General features: G+C 60.4%; 17 protein-coding genes. 15 read left to right on the top strand and 2 right to left on the bottom strand.

Annotated elements, in window-relative coordinates:
* Positions 1 to 338 precede the first annotated feature (338 nt).
* Positions 339 to 1,547, bottom strand: a complete 1,209-nt coding sequence (locus tag M0D69_RS30005; RefSeq protein ID WP_301785480.1) for a M20 aminoacylase family protein — start codon at positions 1,545 to 1,547, stop codon at positions 339 to 341.
* A 169-nt stretch (positions 1,548 to 1,716) separates the two neighbouring features.
* Here M0D69_RS30005 and M0D69_RS30000 point away from each other — a divergent pair, with 169 nt between their 5' ends.
* A complete protein-coding gene (locus M0D69_RS30000) occupies positions 1,717 to 3,798 on the top strand; it encodes a molybdopterin-dependent oxidoreductase (RefSeq protein WP_301785479.1) in 2,082 nt (693 codons plus the stop codon).
* Between the two features lie 163 nt (positions 3,799 to 3,961).
* Positions 3,962 to 5,635: a long-chain fatty acid--CoA ligase gene (locus tag M0D69_RS29995; protein WP_301785478.1), complete on the top strand. Its 1,674-nt coding sequence runs from the start codon at positions 3,962 to 3,964 to the stop codon at positions 5,633 to 5,635.
* A gap of 167 nt (positions 5,636 to 5,802) precedes the next feature.
* On the opposite strand, the gene M0D69_RS29990 is transcribed toward M0D69_RS29995, so the two are convergent.
* Positions 5,803 to 6,954, bottom strand: a complete 1,152-nt coding sequence (locus tag M0D69_RS29990; protein ID WP_301785477.1) for a porin — start codon at positions 6,952 to 6,954, stop codon at positions 5,803 to 5,805.
* A gap of 312 nt (positions 6,955 to 7,266) precedes the next feature.
* Here M0D69_RS29990 and coq7 point away from each other — a divergent pair, with 312 nt between their 5' ends.
* The 13 genes from coq7 to M0D69_RS29925 all read left to right on the top strand — a co-directional run bounded on the left by coq7 (position 7,267) and on the right by M0D69_RS29925 (position 22,502).
* Entirely contained in the window at positions 7,267 to 7,926 is a 660-nt protein-coding gene (coq7, locus tag M0D69_RS29985; protein WP_301785476.1) for a 2-polyprenyl-3-methyl-6-methoxy-1,4-benzoquinone monooxygenase, read from the top strand.
* Between the two features lie 399 nt (positions 7,927 to 8,325).
* A complete protein-coding gene (mraZ, locus tag M0D69_RS29980; protein WP_301785475.1) occupies positions 8,326 to 8,754 on the top strand; it encodes a division/cell wall cluster transcriptional repressor MraZ in 429 nt (142 codons plus the stop codon).
* Positions 8,755 to 8,769: 15 nt separating this feature from the next.
* Positions 8,770 to 9,747, top strand: a complete 978-nt coding sequence (rsmH, locus tag M0D69_RS29975; protein ID WP_301785474.1) for a 16S rRNA (cytosine(1402)-N(4))-methyltransferase RsmH — start codon at positions 8,770 to 8,772, stop codon at positions 9,745 to 9,747.
* A complete protein-coding gene (gene ftsL, locus M0D69_RS29970; RefSeq protein ID WP_047845307.1) occupies positions 9,744 to 10,088 on the top strand; it encodes a cell division protein FtsL in 345 nt (114 codons plus the stop codon). The genes rsmH and ftsL overlap by 4 nt, the downstream gene beginning before the upstream one ends.
* Positions 10,085 to 11,956, top strand: coding sequence for a penicillin-binding protein 2 (locus M0D69_RS29965; RefSeq protein ID WP_301785473.1), 1,872 nt, complete (start codon positions 10,085 to 10,087; stop codon positions 11,954 to 11,956). Before ftsL ends, M0D69_RS29965 begins: the two co-directional genes overlap by 4 nt.
* Complete coding sequence (locus M0D69_RS29960) at positions 11,953 to 13,497, top strand: UDP-N-acetylmuramoyl-L-alanyl-D-glutamate--2,6-diaminopimelate ligase (RefSeq protein ID WP_301785472.1); 1,545 nt, start codon at positions 11,953 to 11,955, stop codon at positions 13,495 to 13,497. The genes M0D69_RS29965 and M0D69_RS29960 overlap by 4 nt, the downstream gene beginning before the upstream one ends.
* A complete protein-coding gene (gene murF / locus M0D69_RS29955) occupies positions 13,494 to 14,906 on the top strand; it encodes a UDP-N-acetylmuramoyl-tripeptide--D-alanyl-D-alanine ligase (protein ID WP_301785471.1) in 1,413 nt (470 codons plus the stop codon). The genes M0D69_RS29960 and murF overlap by 4 nt, the downstream gene beginning before the upstream one ends.
* A gap of 15 nt (positions 14,907 to 14,921) precedes the next feature.
* Positions 14,922 to 16,091: a phospho-N-acetylmuramoyl-pentapeptide-transferase gene (gene mraY / locus M0D69_RS29950; protein ID WP_047845303.1), complete on the top strand. Its 1,170-nt coding sequence runs from the start codon at positions 14,922 to 14,924 to the stop codon at positions 16,089 to 16,091.
* 55 nt (positions 16,092 to 16,146) lie between these two features.
* On the top strand, positions 16,147 to 17,658 hold the full coding sequence (gene murD, locus M0D69_RS29945) for a UDP-N-acetylmuramoyl-L-alanine--D-glutamate ligase (protein WP_301785470.1): 1,512 nt from the start codon (positions 16,147 to 16,149) through the stop codon (positions 17,656 to 17,658).
* On the top strand, positions 17,655 to 18,983 hold the full coding sequence (gene ftsW, locus M0D69_RS29940) for a putative lipid II flippase FtsW (protein ID WP_301785469.1): 1,329 nt from the start codon (positions 17,655 to 17,657) through the stop codon (positions 18,981 to 18,983). Before murD ends, ftsW begins: the two co-directional genes overlap by 4 nt.
* Entirely contained in the window at positions 18,980 to 20,137 is a 1,158-nt protein-coding gene (murG, locus tag M0D69_RS29935) for an undecaprenyldiphospho-muramoylpentapeptide beta-N-acetylglucosaminyltransferase (RefSeq protein ID WP_301785468.1), read from the top strand. Before ftsW ends, murG begins: the two co-directional genes overlap by 4 nt.
* Positions 20,134 to 21,546, top strand: a complete 1,413-nt coding sequence (gene murC, locus M0D69_RS29930; protein ID WP_301785467.1) for a UDP-N-acetylmuramate--L-alanine ligase — start codon at positions 20,134 to 20,136, stop codon at positions 21,544 to 21,546. The genes murG and murC overlap by 4 nt, the downstream gene beginning before the upstream one ends.
* Positions 21,543 to 22,502 carry a D-alanine--D-alanine ligase gene (locus tag M0D69_RS29925; RefSeq protein ID WP_301785466.1) on the top strand — a complete coding sequence of 320 codons (960 nt, stop codon included), beginning with the start codon at positions 21,543 to 21,545 and terminating at the stop codon, positions 22,500 to 22,502. The genes murC and M0D69_RS29925 overlap by 4 nt, the downstream gene beginning before the upstream one ends.
* Positions 22,503 to 22,517 lie beyond the last annotated feature (15 nt).

The following is a 22,517-nucleotide window of genomic DNA, read 5'->3' as shown; positions in this document are numbered from 1 at the left end:
TCTGCTCACAAGCCGCTTTCGAGCACTTGCCAGCTAACAAAAACCCCACCCAAAAAGTGGGGTTTTTGCGTTTCTAGTTCCCTTCAGTTCGAATCGCTCAAAACGTGCGGTGCTTTGACATCAACACGTATACATCGTGGATCTGCGGCTTTCAAACAGAGACAAGCCATGTCCATACGAAACCAGACCATCTCCCGATCACGCGGATAAGCGAATCCAAAACGCTCGCCTATCAGATCTATCAGATCGCTGAAACGCAACCCGCGGCTACAAAACAAAATGCGTCTACCTAAAACACAGTAGACGCACCGATTTTGAAATGAAAGTGCGGAACTGAATCAGCTTGTCGCCTGATCTCGAATTGCCAGAAATTTTTCCGCAAGCCGCACCCAATACGTCGATCCAACTGATAACAGTGCGTCGTTGAAATCGTAGCTTGCGTTGTGAAGCATGCACGGACCCAAGCCGTGTCCAGCTTCCCGATGAGATCCTTCGCCGTTCCCCAAAAACGCATAGCAGCCCGGCTTCGCAAGCAGCATGAAGGAAAAGTCCTCTGCGCCCATTGTCGGTTCAACGGATGCATTGACGTTTTCCTTTCCGACGACCTCCGTCATCACCGACGCCGCGAACCGCGTCTGCTCAGCGTCGTTGATCGTGGGCGGATAGTTGCGATGAAAATCGATGGAAACCTCGCACTCGTATGCAGCCGCGGTGGACTCGACAATCTTCCGCATCCGGTGCTCGATCAAATCAAGTGTTTCAACGGTAAATGTTCGCACGGTGCCACCGAGCCAAGCCTCATCGGGGACAACGTTGGACGTGTCGCCGGCATGGATCTGGGTGATCGAAAGGACAGCGGTATCGATGGGTTTCTTGTTGCGCGTGATAATCCCTTGCAGCCCATTGGCAATCTGAACCGCGGTGAATACCGGGTCGTGTCCGTTGTGCGGTAACGCTGCGTGTGAGCCAATGCCCTTGATGTTTATGCGAAATTCGTTGCTCGACGCCATGATCGGGCCTGGGGTGACGCCGAAGTGACCCGCGGGAATGCCTGGCCAGTTGTGGATGCCAAACACCGCGTCAACGGGAAATTGTTCGAATAACCCGTCTTCAATCATTGCCTTGGCGCCCGCACCGCCTTCTTCGGCTGGCTGAAAGATGAACACGATGGTGCCGTCGAACTTCCCGTGCTCAGCCAGATATTTCGCCGCGCCCAATAACATCGCGGTATGGCCGTCGTGACCGCACGCATGCATGCGTCCTTCATTTTGCGACCGATGGCCGAACGTGTTGATTTCGGTGATCGGCAACGCGTCCATGTCGGCTCGCAGGCCCACGCACCGGAGACTCGAGCCGCGTTTGAGCACACCGACTACTCCAGTTTTGCCCATGCCGCGATGAACCTCCAGGCCCCATCGTTCGAGATTTTCGGCGACTAGTTTTGCCGTGCCAACTTCTTCATAGCGCAACTCGGGATGCGCATGGATCGTTCGTCGCAGAGTTTTGATCTCCTCGTGCGACGCTTGGATTTCTGGAATCAGATTCATGAAACTGGCCTCTGCCTGAAAAATTAACGTTGCGCGTGCTGTCGTTCGCGTCGATCGCTCCATTCTACGCCCGCGACTATTTATCGAAGTTCGGGACGGTGAGGTCAGGCCAACCGTAATAAAATCGACTTCTCTGTCTGCTCTTTGCACGTTCCTACCGGATATCCGCATGAATGCTCTCGCCGAATTCGCCCGCGCCGTCTGCCCGCACGACTGTCCCGACACCTGCGCGATGCGCGTCACGGTGAAGGACGGCCGCGCCGTCAAGGTGACCGGCGACCCGGATCATCCGCCCACGCAGGGCGTGCTTTGTACGAAGGTGTCGCGCTATGCCGAACGGACACATCATCGAGATCGATTGCTCACACCGATGCGTCGCGTCGGTCCGAAGGGTCAAGGCCGTTTCGAAGCGATTGGCTGGGACGAAGCGCTGAAATTCGCCGCTGAACGTCTGAACGAAATCGCGGCCCGAGCGCCCGAAGCGATCTTGCCCTATAGCTACGCGGGCACCATGGGGCTCGTTCAGGGCGAAAGTATTGCGGCGCGGTTCTTCAATGTGCTCGGCGCGTCGCGTCTGGATCGCACCATTTGCGCGGCCGCCGGCGCCGCGGGCTTGCGCTACACATACGGCGGAAGTCTCGGCATGCATACAGAGTATTTCGAGGAAAGCGAGCTGATCCTGATCTGGGGATCGAATTCGATCGCATCGAATCTGCATTTCTGGACGCGCGCGCAGGAGGCCAAACGACGTGGCGCCCGGTTAATCGCCATCGATCCATACCGCTCGTTGACCGCAGAAAAATGCCATCAGCACATCGCGTTGAAACCGGGCACGGATGGCGCGCTGGCGCTCGGCATGATGAACGTGATGATCGGCGAAGGAATGATCGATCAGGACTACATCGATGCCTACACGCTCGGCTTCGATCAACTCAAGGCTCGCGCCCACGACTATCCGCCGGCGCGCGTCGCGAAAATATGCGGGATCGAAGAGCAGGTCGTGATCGATCTCGCGCGGGCATTCGGATCGACGAAAAAGGCATCGATACGCCTCAACTACGGAATGCAGCGCGTGCGTGGCGGCGGCAATGCGGTCCGCGCGATAGCCTGTCTGCCGTCCCTGACCGGCGCATGGCGTGAGCGTTCGGGCGGCTTGCTGCTGTCATCGTCGGGTTGGGCTCCGGTCGATGTCAACGCGCTCGAACGGCCGGACTTGTTGGCGGGATGGCCATCGAAGCTTCCGCGCATCGTGAACATGAATGCTATCGGTGACGCGTTGTTGCATAGCGGCGACGCAAGCTTCGGCCCGAAGGTTGAAGCGTTGATTGTCTATAACTCGAACCCGGTCGCGGTCGCGCCGGATTCAGCCAAGGTCGCGGCGGGCTTCGCGCGTGAAGACCTGTTCACCATCGTGCTCGAACATTTCCAGACCGATACCGCCGATTACGCCGATCTGATCTTGCCGGCGACCACGCAGCTCGAGCATCTCGACGCCCACAAGTCGTACGGCCACACGCATGTGATGGCGAACTTGCCGGCGATCGCGCCGGTGGGCGAATCGCGGGCGAACACGGAGATTTTTCGCGGCCTGGCCAGGGCGATGGGGCTCACGCATCCGGCACTGTTCGAAAGTGACGAAGAGGTGGCATCGAAGGCATTCCGCTGGGACGATCCCGCGCTGACGGGTGTTAGCTGGGAGACGCTCAAAACGAAGGGCTGGGCGCAGCTCAAGCTGGCGGAAGCGCCGTTTGCCGAGGGCGGTTTCCACACGCCATCGGGGAAATGCGAATTTTTCAGTGAGCGTTTGCAACGTGCCGGGCTCGAACCGGTGCCGGATTATCTGCCGCCGTACGAGTCGGCCGAGTACGCGCCGGAACTCGCTGCGCGCTATCCGCTCGCGATGATCTCCCCGCCCGCTCGGAACTTCCTCAACAGCAGCTTCGTTAATGTGGAAAGCCTGCGATCGACGGAAGGCGAACCGCATCTCGACATGCATCCCGCCGACGCCCACGCCCGTCAGATCACCGAGGGTGAGCGGGTACGCATATTCAACGATCGCGGTTCGATGGAGGCGCGTGTGCGCGTCACCGATCGTGCGCGTGAGGGCGTGGTGGTGGGATTATCGGTGTGGTGGAAGAAGCTCGCGCCGGATGGCTGCAACGCCAATCAGGTGACCAGCCAGGCTTTGACCGATCTCGGCGGATCGGCGACATTTTATGACTGTCTCGTGGAGGTCGAGGCGGCGTACTGAATCAGTCAAAACAGGCAGAAGCCATACAGGGTAAGGCGAAGCACGTGCCGGCCGGATTGGAAGCTGGCGTCTAACCCGGTTGTCGGAATGCGATCGAGCAGCTAGGATGCGCTACGGAGTATTTTCGCACGACCATTCTAAAATCATACAAAGGAGACGCCGTATGGAAAAAATCTGGCTGAAGTCTTATCCGGCAGGCGTGCCCGAGGAAATCGACGAGACTCAGTTCAACTCGCTTTCCGAGTTGCTCGAAGAGAGTTTTCGCGAGTACCGCAACAAGCGCGCGTTTGTTTGCATGGGCAAGGCAATCACGTATGGCGAACTCGACACGCTGTCCACCCAGCTTGCTGCATGGTTCCAGTCGCGTGGGTTGAAGCCCGGAGCGCGCGTCGCGATCATGATGCCGAACGTGCTGCAGTATCCCGTCGCCATTGTCGCGATCTTGCGCGCGGGTTATGTCGTCGTGAACGTGAATCCGCTCTATACGCCGCGTGAACTCGAACATCAGTTGAGGGATTCGGGAGCCGAGGCGATTGTCGTGCTCGAGAACTTCGCGCACACCGTGCAGGTCGTCGCCAAGAACACGGCGATCAAGCACGTCGTGGTTGCGTCGATGGGCGATCTGATGGGCGCGAAGGGCGTGATCGTCAACTTCGTCGTGCGTCGCGTGAAGAAACTGGTGCCGGCGTGGAATCTCCCTGGCCACGTGAGTTTCAACGCGGCTCTTCGGCAAGGCGCGCGCGAAACGCTCAAACCTATCAAGCAAGGTCCCGACGACATCGCTTTCCTCCAGTACACCGGCGGCACAACGGGTGTGGCGAAGGGCGCGATGTTGCTGCATCGAAATTTGATCGCCAACGTCTTGCAGTCCGAAGTCTGGCTCGAACCCGGACGCAAGAACCGGCCCGACATCGATCAGTTCGTGACCGTCGTGGCACTGCCGCTTTATCACATCTTTGCGCTGACCGTTTGCGGCTTCCTGACCCTGCGCACGGGCGGCATGGGCATCCTGATTCCGAATCCGCGCGATATCCCCGGCACGATCAAGGAGCTGAAAGGCTTCGCGATCAACACATTTCCGGCCGTGAACACGCTGTACAACGCGCTGCTGAACAATCCGGAATTCGCCAAGCTCGATTTTTCCAAACTGATCGCAGCGAACGGCGGCGGCATGGCCGTGCAGGAAGCCGTGGCGAAGCGATGGTTCGAGACGACGGGTTCGCCGATTATCGAAGGTTATGGGTTGTCCGAAACGTCGCCTTGCGTGACGTGCAATCCGGTGACTGCCACCGAATACACCGGCACGATCGGCTTGCCGTTTCCCTCCACCGAACTCGTCATCCGCGACGACGACAACAACGATATGCCGCTCGGCCAGCCCGGTGAGATCTGCATTCGCGGGCCACAGGTGATGGCGGGTTACTGGAATCGTCCCGATGAGACGGCGAAAGTGATGACGTCCGACGGTTTCTTCAAGTCAGGCGACGTCGGCATCATGGACGAACGCGGATACGTGAAGATCGTGGATCGCAAGAAGGACATGATCCTGGTGTCGGGCTTCAACGTGTATCCGAACGAGATAGAGGACGTGGTGGCGAAGCTTCCGGGCGTTTTCGAAGTAGCGGCGGTCGGTGTGAAGGATGCGACCTCCGGCGAAGCGGTCAAACTGTTTGTCGTGCGCCGCGATCCGCATTTGACTGAAGCCGATGTGATGGCCTACTGCAAGGAGCGCTTGACGGGTTACAAGCGGCCGCGTGTGATCGAGTTCCGGACGGAATTGCCCAAGAGCAATGTCGGCAAGATACTGCGCAGAGAGTTGCGCGACGGCAACGCCTGAGAACTTCCCGGCGGTAAAGCGCAAAAGAAACAGCAAGCCTTCGCATCGCAAGATGCGGAGGCTTTTTTTTATCGGAAACGCCGATACCGGGCATATTCAGCCGGAATCAGGACGAAAAAAAGGCGCCCGAAGGCGCCTTTCAAGACAACTGTTTTTATTACGACTTATTAGAACTTGTGACGGATACCGACGATCGCTGCGACTTGGTTCGACGTCGACGAAGCCGACAGGCCGTTGATCTGCGCCGTAGCCGTGCCGTTGAGCGAGTTCGTGCCCGATGCGTGTTGGTAGATCGCGTCGATGTAAAAGTCGGTGCGCTTTGACAGGAAGTAGTCCGCGCCCAAGACACCTTGATGGATCTTTTCGTTGGCGATGCTATATGCCTTCGTGTAGTCGTACGCTGCGCCGAGCAGCAACGCCGGGGTCAACTGATACTTGAAGTTGAGTTCGGCGTTGTGGAACTTGGCGTTGCCCGAGACGGTCCGCGCGCCTGCGACGGCGGTCTGTCCAAGATCCTTGAACTGCGTGTTGCTGTATGTTGCACCGACCGTTGCCGGGCCGAACGTGTAAGCACCGCCGGCCGAAATCACTTGCTGCGTCTTGGCCGTTGCGAAGCCCGAGTACACCTGCGAGGCGCTCATGTTCGTTGCCGTCGTCGACGACGTCGAGTTGTTTCCGAAGAACGAGTAGTTCGGGTTCTTGACGTTCAAGTAAGCCGCACCCAAGGTCAACGGACCTTGTGCATAGCCAATACCGCCCGAGAAGATCTGGTTGCGGTTGAATTGACCTGCAACGCCGCCCAAGCTGTACAAGCCGCCGAACGTGATGCCGCTGTAGTTGGTGCTGGCGTACTTGATCGAATTGTTCGTGCGATTCGAGTTGTTCATGTTGTCCAGGTCGCCCGGGTGCGCGGCGTAGAACGTGCCCCACTGGCTACCAACTTCGAGTGCGCCGGTGTAGTCGACCACGGAGTCGTATTGACGACCGAGGGTGACCGTACCGTACTGGCTCGACAGACCGACGTAAGCTTGACGGCCGAATTCGTCGCCGCCTTGATTCAGCTTGCCGGTGAACACGTTAAAGCCGTTTTCCAACACGAACAGTGCCGTCAGGCCACCGCCCAGATCTTCCTTACCACGCAGGCCCCAACGATCGCCTTGCAGATTGCCGGCGCTCGTTGCGTACAGCTTTTGGCCGCCCGAGTTATTGTTATAAACGAAACCTGCATCGACGATACCGTACAGCGTCACGCTGCTCTGAGCATGCGCGGCACCTGCGAATGTACCCAACGCAGCCAGAGCGAGAAGCGACTTTTTCATTAACGATCTCCAAAGTGTTGAAACTGTTTGGCAAGGTCACTGTTCTTAGCGCCAGTGTGTTGACGTCCCCGCCGGTACTTCAAAATTGAAGTTGAACGTAATGTAACAAAGAGGCTTTTAGCGACAAAGGAAAAGCCGTCCCTCTGTTTCCTCCGTGTGACGTTTACGCAACATGCGGTAAAATCGTCGTTTCGGGCATATTTACGACTCGTACTTGCCCTAATTACACGTTTTAAAGAGTACGTAATTTGTTGGTTGATCGACCTTCGTCCGATGCAAAATCGCTCAGGAGATCGAAACAGGAGTTATGAAATGACACTCGATGAACTGATCTCTGAGTTCGATCGTGGACTGCGGTCGATGACCGGCGTATCGCGGATGTCGCGTCCGATACCGGCGCCGCAAACGATTCGCGCGGACGATGCAGCGGCGCCAGTCGAGCCCGCGGATACGGCGCTGACCGCGGAGGAAAAAGCGCATTCGGCGGCGTTGATGCGCGTGAATCATGTCGGCGAGGTGTGCGCGCAAGCGCTGTATCAGGCGCAAAAACTCGCGACCAAGTCGGCGACGTTGAAGCGCGGCTTCGAGCAAGCGGCGCGCGAGGAGGAAGACCATCTCGCGTGGACAACACAACGGTTGCGCGACCTCGACTCACGGCCGAGCCTGCTCAATCCGCTGTGGTACACGGGGTCGCTGGCGCTGGGGTTTGTCGCGGGAAGATTCGGCGACCGCGTCAGTCTCGGTTTCATGGCGGAAACCGAGCGCCAGGTCGAGAAGCACCTGAATAGCCATATGACGAGTCTGCCTGCGAATGACCACGCATCGCGCGCGATCGTTGAGCAAATGCGCGTCGATGAAGCCGCGCATGCGGTCGCTGCGGTCAACGCGGGTGGTGTCGAACTGCCGTTTCCAGTGCGGGCGCTGATGCGCGCGACATCGAAGGTCATGACCCGCACGGCGTACTATATTTAATCAGTCACGCATCTCGTTGATCCGGCGAGATGCGGTCTCACTCTTCGCCTGGTTTCTGCGTTCAATCTGACCCGTAATCCCCTCCTGTCTGCCCTCGCAGAACGAAACCACCCCCTAGTCTTTCTCCGTCATTTCACGTACTACCTTCACTTTCGTCACTACATCATTCATTCATAACGCTTTTCGAAATTTCGCCCTACTTTAGCGGTCTGCGCTAAGTCATTGTTCTAGCAAACAAATTTAGTCAAAAAATGCCAGATCGTATTGACCGGGGAAATGCCTTCCTCTACAGTGGGAAATGGTGTGAGAAAGTGTATTTTTGTGTGATTCAGAGAGCACTTTCAGGCATATTCCAACAAAGTCGTGACGCTTGTGCGCGTCGTGAAGAGGAGAGGGCGAGTGTTCCAGGGGGCTTCGGCGCTGTCGCTCGATGCGAAAGGACGGATGTCCGTCCCGTCTCGCTATCGGGAAGCGCTGCAAGGACAGGCAGAAGGCCGGGTGACGCTCACGAAGAGCCCGGATGGATGCCTGTTGCTCTTTCCTCGCCCGGAGTGGGAAATCTTCCGCTCGAAAATCGCTGCACTCCCTATGGATGCCCTGTGGTGGCGCCGGATTTATCTCGGCAACGCCATGGATGTTGACATCGACAGCGCGGGACGCGTGCTGGTATCGCCGGAGCTGCGTTCGGCTGGATCGCTGGAAAAGGAAGTGACGCTGCTTGGCATGGGTAATTACCTCGAATTGTGGGACGCGGCGACTTACGCCGAGAAGGAAAAAGCGGCAATGGCGCAAGGCATGCCTGACGCGCTGAAGAATTTCACGTTTTGACGCGGCGCTAAAGACATGGCCCCTGCGATGAAAAACGAGTTGCAGCATCGCACGGTGCTGCTGGACGAAGCGGTCGATGCGCTGGTTACGCGCGTAGACGGTACTTATATAGACGGGACGTTCGGGCGCGGCGGCCATAGCCGTCTGATCCTGACGAAGCTGGGGGAAGCCGGCCGCCTGATCGCGTTCGACAAAGACCCGCTGGCCATCGCCACGGCCGCACAGATTCAGGATTCAAGATTTTCGATCGTGCATGAGAGTTTCGCCTCGTTAGCCGACGCTGCTGCCGAGCGAGGAGTTGAGAGAGTGTCGGGCGTGTTGCTGGATCTGGGGGTGTCGTCGCCGCAAGTGGACGACCCGGATCGCGGCTTCAGCTTCCGGGCCGATGGCCCGCTCGACATGCGGATGGACCCGAGCCGTGGCGAATCTGCTGCGCAATGGCTGGCGCGGGCAACGGTGCAGGAACTGACGGAGGTGATTAAAGATTATGGGGAAGAACGGTTTGCTTTTCAGATTGCAAAGGCGCTTGTTGCTCGCCGGGCAGAGTCCGACCGTCTTGGGCCTCTCGTCAGCACGGGCGAGCTTGCCCAAATCGTGGGTCACGTCGTCAAAACCCGTGAGAAGGGCAAGGACCCGGCAACTCGCACCTTTCAGGCTATACGGATTCACATCAATCAAGAGCTTGCGGAGCTGCAAGTAGTTCTGGACGCAGCATTGGCGTTGTTGGAGCAAGGGGGGCGGCTGGTCGTGATCAGCTTTCATTCGCTCGAGGACCGGATCGTCAAGCGTTTCATGCAGGCCCACGCAAGCGGGCCTGCGATCGACCGCCGCCTGCCGATTCGTGCCGCTGATTTGCCCAGCCCGCCGCTCAAGCTGCTTGGCCGTGTGTTTGCGTCTGACGCTGAAGTCGCGGCGAACCCGCGTGCGCGTTCCGCCGTGATGCGGATTGCCGAGCGCGTTACTGCTCAGACTACCGGGCAGACGCCGCCATGAATCGTCTCAACATCTTCCTGCTGATCGTCGTCCTCGGCTGCGCGCTGTCCGCGGTGAGCGCGTCGAACAAGCAACGGCAGATTTTTATCGATGTGCAGCGGGCGCAGTCGCAAGAGCGTCAGTTGCAGCAGGATTTTTCGCAGCTTCAATATCAGCAGAGCGCGTTGTCGAAAACCTCGCGTATCGAGCAGTTGGCTACTACGTCCCTGAAGATGCAGCCCGTCACGACGGGCCGCACGCAATATCTGAACTATGACCCGGCGACGTCGAAGGCCACGGACGCGCCGTTGCCTGCGCCTGTGCCGGCGTCGGCTCCTCCCGCGCGCGGGGTGAAACGATGAAACCGTCGCCAAAGAAAAACAAGGGCGTCGCCTTCACGCCCAACCCCATCCTCTCGGTGCGCCTTCCCATGTGGCGCTCGAAGCTCGTCGTGTTCATGCTGTTCATGGCGTTCGTCGCGCTTGCCGGGCGTGCGTTCTGGATCCAGGGTCCGGGCAACGCGTTCTTCAAGAAGCAGGGCGAAAGCCGCTATCAGCGCACGCTCGAATTGCCGGCCACGCGCGGCCAGATCAAGGACCGCAACGGCTTGGTGCTTGCGACCAGTCTGCCCGTCAAGGCGATCTGGGCTATTCCCGAAGCCGTTCCGGACGATCTCGCCGCCGACAAGCTCGGCCAGCTCGCCACGCTGCTCGATATGTCGCCGAAGGAATTGCGCGCGAAGCTCTCGATGGACAAGACCTTCGTCTATGTGAAGCGCCAAGTGCCCATGGAAGTCGCGCAGAAAGTCGCGGCCCTGGACATCCCCGGCATTTATTCGCGCGGTGAATACAAGCGCTTCTATCCGGAAGGCGAGATCACTGCGCATCTGATCGGCTTTACTAATATTGAAGACAAGGGTCAGGAAGGCGTGGAACTCGGCGATCAGGGCATTCTTGCCGGAACGCCGGGCATGCGTCGCGTGATCAAGGATCGGATGGGACACGTCGTCGAAGACGTGGACGAGCAAGTCGTGCCGCATAACGGTGCCGACGTGGAGTTGTCCATCGACAGCAAGATTCAGTACATCGCGTACACGAACCTGAAAGCGGCCGTGGAGAAGTTCAAGGCCAAGGCGGGCGCGGCGATCGTGATCGACGTGCAGACCGGCGAAGTGCTCGCGCTTGTCAACTATCCGACCTACAACCCGAACGACCGCTCGCGCATGACTGGCGAGCAGTTGCGCAACCGGATCATGACGGACACGTTCGAGCCGGGCTCGATCATGAAGCCGTTCACCGTATCGCTGGCGCTCGATCTGCATCGTGTCACGCCCAATACGCTGGTGGAAACGGGTAACGGGCAGTTTGTCCTCGACGGCGCGCGCATCACCGACGACTCCGGTTTCGGCACGCTCACCGTGGGTGGCGTGATCCAGAAGTCGAGCAACATCGGAGCCACCAAGATTGCGATGCAGTTGCGGCCCGAAGAGATGTGGAACATGTATACGAGCATCGGGCTTGGGCAAGCGCCGAAGGTCGGGTTCCCGGGCGCGGTGTCCGGCCGTTTGCGGCCGTGGAAAAGCTGGCGCCGGATCGAACAGGCGACCATGTCGTATGGCTATGGCCTGTCGGCGTCGCTGTTCCAGTTGGCGCGTGCATACACCGCTATTGCGCACGACGGGCAAGTGTTGCCGGTGTCCATTTTCCGTACGCCGGGCGATGCGCCTGTGACCGGTCCGCAAGTGTTTGCACCGACCACCGCGCGAGAAGTGCGCGCCATGCTCGAAACGGTGACGGCGAAGGGCGGTACATCGCCGGATGCGGCCGTGCCGGGGTACCGCGTGGGCGGCAAGTCGGGTACGGCGTACAAGCACTCTGGCCGCAGCTACGATAAATCGAAATATCGCGCGTCGTTCGTCGGCATGGGGCCGATGCCGAATCCGCGCATCGTAGTGGCGGTTTCCGTTGATGAACCGACGGCCGGCAGCCACTTTGGCGGCCAGGTGTCGGGTCCGGTGTTCTCGGCGATCGCCGGCGACACGCTGCGTTCGCTGAACGTTCCGCCCGACATGGCGGTAAAGCAGATGGTGGTGTCCGACGACCCCGCTTCCGGCACGCCCGCCACCGACATCAAGAAGCCCAACGCGACGAATACGAACACGAATACGAATTCGCCGAAGAAGCTGAAGGTATCGACGAATCTGAAAAATCACCCGGGAGTCGTTCGATGAGCGGCTTGGGCTTGGTCAAGCAGCAGGCGCAAATCGCGAAAGCGGTCGCGTGGCTGCGTGCGCACGTTGATGCCAGTGCGCAATTGCACGCCGACTCGCGCTCGCTAAAACCCGGTGACGTGTTTTTTGCCTACGCTGTGGATGGGGCGGATAGCCGTCCGTTCATCGATGCCGCGTTTGAAAGAGGCGCCGCTGCCGTGCTGTATCAGCCGGAAAATTTTGCGGGCAAGCCCGATGCGTCGAGTGCGTTTGCGGTCAAAGCGCTTAACGAACTGGCTGGACCGATTGCATCGGCGTGGTACGGCGAGCCGACCGACTCCATGCTGGTTGCGGGTGTGACCGGAACGAACGGCAAGACGTCGTGCAGCCAATGGCTCGCCACTGCGCTGTCGGCGTTGGGCATGCCGTGTGCGGTGATCGGCACGCTGGGCAGCGGCATGCCGGGCAAGCTCGTGCACTCCGGTTTTACGACCCCCGACGCGCCGCAACTGCAACGCACGTTTGCCCAATTCAAGGCTGACGGCGCGAAGGCCGTTGCAATGGAAGTGTCGTCGCATGCTTTGCATCAGGGGCGCGTGAATGGCACGAAGTTCGACATCGCCATTTTCACGAACCTCACGCAGGATCATCTCGACTATCACGGCACGTTCGCCGCGTATGAAGCGGCGAAGGCGAAGCTGTTCGCGTGGCCGGCGTTGAAAGCGGCAGTCATCAATCGTGACGATGCAGCCGGTCAGCGTTTGATTGCATCGTGTCACGGTCGAACGAGAACGATTGCGTATGGCATTGAAAGCGCGTCGCAGTCCGCGAACGTGAAAGCCGACGCGTTGCTGCTTGCCAGCCGCGTGCGCGCGACCGCGACGGGCACGGCGTTCCATTTGAGTTCCGGCTGGGGCGACGCCGACGTGGAAGTCGCCACGCTCGGCGCATTCAACGTGAGCAATCTGCTCGGCGTGCTGGGCGCGTTGCTGGCGGCGCAGATTCCGCTCGATGCCGCGCTCGCACAGATCGCGAAGCTTGAACCGGTGAACGGACGGATGCAGCGCCTCGGCGGCCGTTTGCAGAACGATGAGCCGCTGGTGGTGATTGATTATGCGCACACGCCGGACGCGCTCGAGAAAACGCTGGAGGCGCTTCGACCGATGGCCGAAGCGCGCGGCGGTCAGTTGATCTGCATGTTCGGCTGCGGCGGCGATCGTGACGCGACCAAGCGTCCGCTAATGGGTGCTATCGCGGAGAAGAACGCGGATCACGTCGTGATTACCAGCGACAACCCGCGCAGTGAAGATCCGCTCGCGATCATCGATCAGGTTGCCGCGGGCTTTCAGGATGCGTCGAAAGCGCGCCGCATAGAAGACCGTGCGAGCGCGATTCTCCAGGCGATCCGCACAGCGGCGCGCGAGGACGTGGTCGTGCTGGCCGGCAAGGGCCACGAAGCCACACAGGAAATCATGGGCAAGAAACGCGCATTCTCCGATCAGGATCACGCACGCCTGGCGCTTGCCGCTCGCGCCACGCAAGCACGCGGAGGTGGTGAATGACGCTCTTCACACTGCGCGAAGCCGCTTTGGAGATTCCGGGCGCGATTGTTATCGGCGATCAACACGTTGCGTTCGAGCGGGTATCGACGGATAGCCGCACGGCAGGTCCCGGCGATCTGTTCATCGCGATCAAGGGCGATCGTTTCGATGCCCACAATTTCCTGCCGCAAGTGGCGCAGCGCGGCATCGCGGCGGCGCTGGTAGCGCGCATGCCCGACGATTTTCATGTGCCCGCGATCAAGGTCAAGGACACGCGCGTTGCGTTGGGCGCGTTGGCGTATGGCTGGCGCAAACGCTTCACGTTGCCCTTGGTGGCCGTGACCGGCAGCAATGGCAAAACGACGGTCAAGGAAATGATTGCGTCGATTTTCGCGGCGGCTGTCGGTGAAAACGCGCGGCTGGCGACGGCGGGCAACTTCAATAACGACATCGGCTTGCCGTTGACGCTGTTTCGTCTGAACGAAACGCACAAGCTCGCGGTGATCGAGCTCGGCATGAATCATCCGGGCGAAACCGAAACGCTCGGCAAGATCGCCGCGCCGACGGTTGCTGTCGTGAACAACGCGCAACGCGAGCATCAGGAATTCATGGCGACGGTGGAAGCGGTCGCGCTGGAACATGCGTCGGTGATTCATTCGCTCGCCGCGAATGGCACGGCGGTTTTCCCCGCCGACGACAAATACGCCAGCATCTGGCGCGTCGCTGCGACGGGCAATCCGATTCTGGATTTCGCGTTGCACACGGATGCTTCGCAAGTCGCAGCGGCCGTGACCGGCACGCTCGACGGTACGCGCGTAAAGATCGCAACTCCGGAAGGGCCGCTGGAGGTCGCATTGCAGGTGCTGGGTGAACACAACGCGCGCAACGCGTTGGCAGCAACCGCAGCGGCGCTCGCGGCCAATGTTTCACTCGATGCCATCAAGCGCGGACTCGAAGCCTTCATGCCGGTTAAAGGCCGCCTGCAAGTGAAGCGCGCGGTGTTGAAGCCGCTCGAAGGCGCGACCGTCATCGACGATACGTACAACTCGAATCCCGATTCCATGCGCGCGGCTATCGACGTGCTGGCATCGCAACCGTCGCCGCGTGTGCTGGTCATGGGCGACATGGGCGAAGTTGGTGACCAAGGCCCGGCGTTTCATCGCGAAGTGGGAGCGTATGCGGCGCAACGGGGCATTGATGCGCTCTACGCGCTCGGCGACGCGAGCATTGATTCGACCAAAGTCTTCGGAACAGCAGGCCAGCATTTCACCGATATCACCTCACTCATTGCAGCACTCACCGGCGCCGGCTTCGGACTCGACGCCACGTTTCTCGTGAAAGGCTCGCGCTTCATGCAGATGGAGCGCGTGGTGGACGCCGTGACGAGTCCACACCAACCCGCAGCGGGCGCTACGCCTGCTGCGCACTGAAGAAGAAGGACCAGCATGCTACTCGCACTCGCGCAATGGCTTCAGAATGACGCCAGTTTTCTGCGCGTGTTTACCTACCTCACGTTCCGCGCAGTCGGCGCGACGATCACGGCGTTGTTCGTCGGTCTCGTCTCCGGTCCGTGGGTGATTCGCAAACTGACTTCGCTGAAAGTCGGTCAGGCCGTGCGTACGAACGGCCCGCAAACGCATTTGGTGAAGTCCGGCACGCCGACCATGGGCGGCGTGCTGATCTTGTTGGGCATCGCGTTTTCCACGTTGCTGTGGGCCGACCTGACTAATCGCTTCGTCTGGATCGTGATGCTCGTCACGTTCGGTTATGGCGTGATCGGTTGGGTCGATGACTACCGCAAGGTCGTGCATAAAGACCCGCGTGGAATGTCGTCGCGGGAAAAGTATTTCTGGCAATCGGTGATCGGTTTGTTCGCTGCGGTGTATCTCGCGTTCAGCGTGTCCGAGGCGAACAACGCGCGTGTGTTCGACCTGTTCATGGCATGGGTGCGAAGCGGCTTGTCGATGGGCTTGCCCGCGCGCGCCGACCTGATGCTGCCATTCCTCAAATCGATCAGTTATCCGCTTGGCACGTGGGGTTTCATCGCGATGACGTATCTGGTGATCGTCGGTTCGAGCAACGCGGTGAATCTCACCGATGGCCTCGACGGTCTTGTCATCATGCCGGTCGTGCTGGTGGGCGCGTCGCTGGGCGCATTTGCCTATGTGATGGGTAGCTCGGTGTACTCGAAATACCTGTTGTTCCCGCACATTCCCGGTGCGGGTGAGTTATTGATCTTTTGTTCTGCAATGGGGGGCGCGGGGCTCGCGTTTCTCTGGTACAACACGCACCCCGCGCAAGTCTTCATGGGCGATGTCGGCGCGCTCGCGCTAGGCGGAGCGCTCGGGACCATCGCGGTGATCGTGCGTCAGGAAGTCGTGCTGTTCATCATGGGCGGCGTGTTCGTCGCGGAAACGCTCTCCGTGATGATGCAGGTCAGCTATTTCAAGTACACGAAAAAACGCTTCGGCGAAGGGCGGCGCATCTTCAAGATGGCGCCGCTGCATCACCATTTCGAGTTGTCGGGATGGAAGGAAACGCAGGTGGTCGTGCGCTTCTGGATCATCACGCTGATGTTGTGTCTGTTCGGTTTGTCGACGCTGAAGCTGCGTTAATAAGTTACGCAAATTCGTGCGTTGATTTTTAGTTGGTCGGGAAAAAGGTAAAGCGATGTTTGGCGAGAAGTTCTTCGATCGGCAAAGTCCGATGGTGCTTGTGCTGGGGCTCGGTGAATCCGGCCTCGCGATGACGCGTTGGTGCGCGCGTCACGGGTGCCGTCTGCGCGTGGCCGATACCCGCGCCACGCCGCCGAAGCTGTCGGAACTTGCTTCGCATGGCATCGATGCGGAGTTTGTCGGCGGTGAATTCACGCCGGCGCTGCTCGATGGCGGTGTGGAGATTGTTGCAATCAGCCCGGGACTGTCGCCTCTGGCTGACGATGTGAGGCCGCTCCTCGACGCCGCGCGGGAACGCGGCGTCCCTGTGTGGGGCGAGCTCGAATGGTTCGCGCAAGCGTTGAAGTCGCTTGGCGCGAACGGCTATGCGCCGAAGGTGATCGCCATTACGGGCACCAACGGTAAGACCACGACGACCGCGCTCACCGGGTTGTTGTGCCAACGTGCAGGCAAGACCGTGGCGGTGGCGGGAAACATCAGCCCGGCGATGCTGGACAAGTTGAGTGAAGCAATCGACAACACGGCGCTGCCCGATGTCTGGGTGCTCGAGTTGTCGAGCTTCCAGCTTGAAACGGCACACTCGTTCGCGCCGGACGCTGCTGCTGTGCTCAACATTACGCAGGATCATCTGGACTGGCATGGCGGTTTCGACGCTTACGCCGCAGCGAAGGGCCGCATCTTCGGTGAGCGCACGGTGCGCGTGCTGAATCGCGACGACGCGCGGACCATGGCGCTGGCATCGGGAAATGCCGCGTCGGTGGTGACCTTTGGCCTCGACGAACCGTCGCGTCTCGGCGATTACGGTCTGCTGCGCGAGAACGGTATCGCGTGGCTGGCGCAAGGCAATGACCGCGATCTCAGCGATGAACCCGCGCCCACGCGTCGCCGCAAAAGCGATGTCGCCGCTGAACCGAACGTGTATTCGAAACGCCTGATGCCCGTCGATGCACTGCGCGTTCGCGGCCTGCATAACGCGGCGAATGCGCTGGCTGCGTTGGCGCTGGCACGCGCGGTCGGTTTGCCGCTGGCGTCGCTGCTGCATGGCTTGCGCGAGTACAAGGGTGAGCCGCATCGCGTGGAAGTGATCGCGCAAATAGAAGGCATCGATTTCGTCGATGACAGCAAAGGCACGAACGTCGGCGCAACGGTCGCGGCGTTGGATGGCTTGGCGCAGAAGACTGTGCTGATTGCCGGCGGCGACGGCAAGGGCCAGGATTTTTCACCGCTCGCCGCCCCCGTCGCGCGCTGGTGCCGCGCGGTAATGCTGATCGGCCGCGATGCGCCGCGCATCCGTGAATCGCTGGCCGAAACGGACGTGCCGCTGCACGACCACGCAACGCTCGAAGCCGCGACGCGCGCCGCTGCGCAACTGGCGCAACCCGGCGACGCCGTGTTGCTTTCGCCGGCCTGCGCCAGCTTCGACATGTTCAAGAACTACGCACATCGCGCGGATGTATTCCGCCAAGCGGTGGCAGATATTGCGGCAGAACGGGGAGTGATGCTATGAGCTGGTCCGAACGTTTTGGCTCCAAGCTGAGCGGACAACGCAACGCCGTCGCCAACGACAGCGCCTCGCTCGGCGGCCGCACGTCGCGCACGGCTGGCGTGGGCGGATTGGGCGGCATCGGTGCGCGCGTGGCAGAACGGGCGAGCGGCATTTCGAGCGCGGTCAACGGCGTGACGCCGATCCGTTCGCGCATGCTCGACTACGACTACTCGTTGCTGTGGGTCACGATCGCGTTGCTCGGACTCGGTATCGTGATGGTGTATTCGGCCTCGATCGCGATGCCGGATTCACCGAAGTATGCGCAATACCGCGACTACTTCTTCCTGGTGCGCCACCTTATATCGATAGCAACGGCCATCGTGGCCTCGATCATCGCGTTCAAGATTCCGGTGTCCACGTGGGATAAATACGCGCCGAAGTTCTTCCTGTTCGCACTGTTCCTGCTGGTGATCGTGCTGATTCCGCACATCGGCAAGGGCGTGAACGGCGCGCGCCGCTGGATTCCGCTCGGCATCACGAACATGCAGCCGTCCGAGATCATGAAGCTCGCCGTGACCATTTACGCGGCCAACTACACGGTGCGCAAACAAGAGTTCATGCACAGCATCGGCCGCGGCTTTTTACCGATGGCCGTCGCCGTCGGTTTCGTCGGCGCGTTGCTGCTGCTCGAGCCGGACATGGGCGCGTTCATGGTGATCGCGTGCATCGCGATGGGCGTGCTGTTCCTTGGCGGCGTGAACGCCAAGCTGTTCGGCGGCCTGGTCGCTACCGCCGTGGGGACGTTCGCGTTGCTCGTGTGGGCATCGCCATGGCGTCGCGAACGGATCTTCGCTTACCTCGATCCGTGGGACGACCGTTATGCACAAGGCAAGGCGTATCAATTGACGCACTCGCTGATCGCGTTCGGCCGCGGCGAATGGTTCGGCGTGGGCCTGGGCGGCAGCGTCGAGAAGCTCAACTATCTGCCCGAAGCGCATACCGACTTCATCCTCGCGGTGATCGGTGAAGAGCTCGGTTTTGTCGGTGTGATCGTCGTGATCCTGCTGTTCTACTGGATCGTGCGGCGCGCGTTTGAAATCGGCCGTCAGGCGCTCGCGCTCGATCGTACGTTTGCCGGTTTGATGGCAAAGGGCATCGGCCTCTGGTTCGGCGCGCAGACCTTCATCAATATGGGCGTGAACCTCGGCCTGCTGCCGACCAAAGGTCTGACGTTACCGCTGGTGAGCTACGGCGGTTCGGGCATCTTGCTGAACTGCGTCGCGCTCGCGGTGCTGATGCGCGTGGACTATGAAAACCGGGTGCTCATGCGCGGAGGCAAGGTATGACGGTTTCGACGTCATCTCGCGCAGGCACGCTGATGGTGATGGCCGGCGGCACCGGGGGACACGTGTTCCCGGGGCTCGCGGTCGCTCACTGGATGCAGGCGCGCGGCTGGCGTGTGGTGTGGCTCGGCAATGCGTCGGGCATGGAAGCGACGCTCGTGCCGAAGCATGGCATCACGATGGAATACGTGCGCTTCGGCGGCGTGCGCGGCAAGGGTCTCAAGACGAAGCTGATGCTGCCCGTGAACCTGCTGCGCGCGTGTTCGCAAAGCCTGCGCGCGTTGCGTAGCGTGAAGCCGGACGTGGTGCTCGGCATGGGAGGATACATCACGTTTCCGGCGGGATTGATGTCCAAGCTGAGCGGTACGCCGCTCGTGCTGCATGAACAGAATTCGATAGCAGGACTGGCGAACAAGGTACTCGCGCATGTGGCCAAACGCGTGCTTGTCGCGTTCCCGAATGCGCTGCCCAATGCTGAATGGACCGGAAATCCGATTCGTGCGGAACTTGCGCACGCTCTGCCACCCAAAGAACGCTACGCCGCGCGTAATTCGGGTCCTGAAGCGGGTCCTGAAGCGCGTCTTAATGTTCTGGTCGTCGGGGGCAGTCTGGGTGCAGCCGCTTTGAATGAAACCGTACCGAAAGCGCTCGCGTTGCTCGATCCGGCGCTGCGTCCGCGCGTCGTGCATCAGGCGGGCGCAAAGCATATCGATGCGTTGAAAGCGAATTACGCGGCGGCGGGTTTGTCGGTCGATGAGGACGTTCAACTGGTGCCTTTCATCGACGATATGGCGAACGCCTACGCCGCCGCCGATCTCGTGATCTGCCGCTCCGGCGCGATGACCGTATCGGAGATAGCGGCGGTTGGCGTGGCCGCGTTGTTCGTGCCGTTCCCGTTTGCCGTCGATGACCACCAGACCACCAACGCCGCGTTTCTTGCCAATGAAGGCGCGGCCCACTTGATACAACAGCGCGATTTGTCGGCGGAAAAGCTTGCCGGCTGGTTGCGCGATCAGACCCGCGAGACGCTTGGCCGGATGGCGGAGAAAGCTCGCGCCCTGGCGAAGCCCGACGCAACCGAACGCGTCGGCCGGGTCTGCGCCGAGGTAGCCGGCTTGAGCGCGCTGATACAAGCGCCGAAGGAAATCCAGCCATGAAACATATCGTTAAACACATTCACTTTGTCGGCATCGGCGGCGCGGGGATGAGTGGCATCGCGGAGGTGTTGCTCAATCTCGGCTATCAGGTCAGCGGTTCGGATCTGTCGAGCAATGGCGTGACCGATCGACTCATCACGCTGGGTGCGCGCGTGGCGATCGGGCATCGTGAAGAGAACATCGACGGCGCGAACGCCGTGGTCGTGTCCACTGCTGTGCGCTCCGATAACCCCGAGGTGCTGGCCGCGCGTCATCGGCGGATTCCGATCGTGCCGCGTGCCGTGATGCTCGCGGAACTGATGCGCCTGAAGCAAGGTATCGCGATTGCCGGCACGCACGGCAAGACCACGACCACGTCGCTGGTGGCAAGCGTGCTGGCCGCGGGCGGGCTCGACCCGACCTTCGTGATCGGTGGCCGCTTGATCAGCGCGGGCGCGAATGCGCGGCTTGGCACGGGCGATTTCATCGTGGCTGAAGCCGATGAATCCGATGCGTCGTTCCTGAATTTGTTTCCGGTGATCGAAGTCATCACGAACATCGATGCCGATCACATGGACACCTACGGCCATGACTTTGCGCGGCTGAAGCAGGCGTTTATCGAATTCACGCATCGGCTGCCGTTCTACGGCATCGCGGTGCTGTGCGTGGACGATCCGAACGTGCGTGAAATCCTGCCGTTCGTGTCGAAGCCGATCATCCGCTACGGCCTTGGCGCCGAAGCGCAAGTGCGCGCGGTGAACGTGGAAGCGCGCGACGGCAAGATGCATTTCACGACGCTGCGTGAAGACGCGACGCCGTTGGACATCGTGTTGAATCTGCCGGGTACGCACAATGTGCAGAACGCTTTGGCCGCGATTGCAATTGCGACTGAACTTGAAGTCGCCGATGCCGATATCCAGAGGGCACTGCAAGAATTCACGGGCGTAGGCCGGCGTTTTCAGCGCTATGGCGAAGTGAGGGTGAAGGCGGCCGAAGGCGGTGCGTACACGCTGATCGATGACTACGGTCATCACCCGGTCGAAATGGCCGCGACGGTCGCGGCAGCGCGCGGTGCCTTTCCGGGCCGGCGTCTCGTGCTCGCGTTCCAGCCGCATCGATATACCCGCACGCGCGATTGCTTCGAAGACTTCGTGCGCGTGCTGTCCACTGTCGACGCACTCGTGCTCACTGAAGTCTACGCGGCAGGCGAAGCGCCGATCGTCGCCGCCGATGGCCGCGCTTTAGCTCGCGCGCTTCGCGTGGCGGGGAAAGTGGAACCGGTGTTTGTGGAAATGGTTGATGAGATGCCGGACGCGATTGCCACGCTGGCACGCGACGGCGATGTAGTGATAACGATGGGCGCCGGTTCGATCGGCGGCGTATGCGCTCGGCTGACGGCGCAAGTTCAGGATGCAAAGGCTTCGAAATGACGAGTAACCCGACGAGTAACGCAATCGACCCCAAGGTATTCGGAAAAGTAGCGGTGCTGCTGGGTGGGGAAACTGCCGAGCGCGAGGTATCGCTGAATTCGGGGCGCCTCGTGCTGCAGGGATTACGCGATGCAGGCATCGATGCGCATCCGTTCGATCCGGCGGAACGGCCGCTGGCCGAGTTGAAGTCGGAGGGTTTTGCGCGCGTGTTTATCGCGTTGCATGGCGGGTATGGCGAGAACGGCCAGTTGCAGGGTGCGCTTGATTTTTACGGCATCAAGTACACGGGCAGCGGTGTGCTGGGTTCGGCACTCGGCCTCGATAAATTCCGCACGAAGCTCGTCTGGCAACAGACCGGCGTGCCGACACCGCCGTTCGAAGTCGTGATGCGCGGCGACGACTACGAAGCTGCGGCGCCGAAGATTGTTGCCAAGCTTGGGCTGCCGCTGTTCGTGAAGCCGGCGAGCGAAGGGTCGAGCGTTGCCGTAATCAAGGTGAAGAGCGCCGAAACGCTGGTGCCGGCGCTGATCGAAGCGGCGAAGTTCGACAAGAGCGTGCTGGTCGAGAAAAGCATTGAAGGCGGCGGCGAATACACGTGCTGTATCGCGGGCGACCTGGACTTGCCGATCATCAAGATCGTGCCGGCCGGCGAGTTCTACGACTACAACGCGAAGTACATCGCCGACGACACGCAGTACCCGATTCCCTGCGGCCTCACGCCCGCCGACGAAGCGCGCATGAAGCAGCTCTCGCGCCGCGCGTTCGACGTGCTTGGCTGCACCGATTGGGGCCGCGCCGATTTCATGATGGACGGCGACGGCAATCCGTACTTTTTGGAAGTGAACACCGCGCCGGGCATGACGGACCACTCGCTGCCGCCGAAAGCGGCGCGTGCGGTCGGGATCAGCTACACCGATCTCGTGGTGAAGGTGTTGTCGTTGACTTTGAAAGACTGAACGAACGTAGACGAA

The organism is Caballeronia sp. SEWSISQ10-4 2 (assembly GCF_030464885.1).
Classification (GTDB): Bacteria; Pseudomonadota; Gammaproteobacteria; order Burkholderiales; family Burkholderiaceae; genus Caballeronia.
Note: the sequence above shows the minus strand (reverse complement) of the source record. Positions and strands in the feature narration are given on the sequence as shown.

What these genes read in the sequence shown, in the direction of transcription:
- M0D69_RS30005 (WP_301785480.1), bottom strand. Translation starts at nt 1,547, where the DNA reads ATGAATCTGATTCCAGAAATCCAAGCGTCGCACGAGGAGATCAAAACT.
- M0D69_RS30000 (WP_301785479.1), top strand. Translation starts at nt 1,717, where the DNA reads ATGAATGCTCTCGCCGAATTCGCCCGCGCCGTCTGCCCGCACGACTGT.
- M0D69_RS29995 (WP_301785478.1), top strand. Translation starts at nt 3,962, where the DNA reads ATGGAAAAAATCTGGCTGAAGTCTTATCCGGCAGGCGTGCCCGAGGAA.
- M0D69_RS29990 (WP_301785477.1), bottom strand. Translation starts at nt 6,954, where the DNA reads ATGAAAAAGTCGCTTCTCGCTCTGGCTGCGTTGGGTACATTCGCAGGT.
- coq7 (WP_301785476.1), top strand. Translation starts at nt 7,267, where the DNA reads ATGACACTCGATGAACTGATCTCTGAGTTCGATCGTGGACTGCGGTCG.
- rsmH (WP_301785474.1), top strand. Translation starts at nt 8,770, where the DNA reads ATGGCCCCTGCGATGAAAAACGAGTTGCAGCATCGCACGGTGCTGCTG.
- ftsL (WP_047845307.1), top strand. Translation starts at nt 9,744, where the DNA reads ATGAATCGTCTCAACATCTTCCTGCTGATCGTCGTCCTCGGCTGCGCG.
- M0D69_RS29965 (WP_301785473.1), top strand. Translation starts at nt 10,085, where the DNA reads ATGAAACCGTCGCCAAAGAAAAACAAGGGCGTCGCCTTCACGCCCAAC.
- M0D69_RS29960 (WP_301785472.1), top strand. Translation starts at nt 11,953, where the DNA reads ATGAGCGGCTTGGGCTTGGTCAAGCAGCAGGCGCAAATCGCGAAAGCG.
- murF (WP_301785471.1), top strand. Translation starts at nt 13,494, where the DNA reads ATGACGCTCTTCACACTGCGCGAAGCCGCTTTGGAGATTCCGGGCGCG.
- mraY (WP_047845303.1), top strand. Translation starts at nt 14,922, where the DNA reads ATGCTACTCGCACTCGCGCAATGGCTTCAGAATGACGCCAGTTTTCTG.
- murD (WP_301785470.1), top strand. Translation starts at nt 16,147, where the DNA reads ATGTTTGGCGAGAAGTTCTTCGATCGGCAAAGTCCGATGGTGCTTGTG.
- ftsW (WP_301785469.1), top strand. Translation starts at nt 17,655, where the DNA reads ATGAGCTGGTCCGAACGTTTTGGCTCCAAGCTGAGCGGACAACGCAAC.
- murG (WP_301785468.1), top strand. Translation starts at nt 18,980, where the DNA reads ATGACGGTTTCGACGTCATCTCGCGCAGGCACGCTGATGGTGATGGCC.
- murC (WP_301785467.1), top strand. Translation starts at nt 20,134, where the DNA reads ATGAAACATATCGTTAAACACATTCACTTTGTCGGCATCGGCGGCGCG.
- M0D69_RS29925 (WP_301785466.1), top strand. Translation starts at nt 21,543, where the DNA reads ATGACGAGTAACCCGACGAGTAACGCAATCGACCCCAAGGTATTCGGA.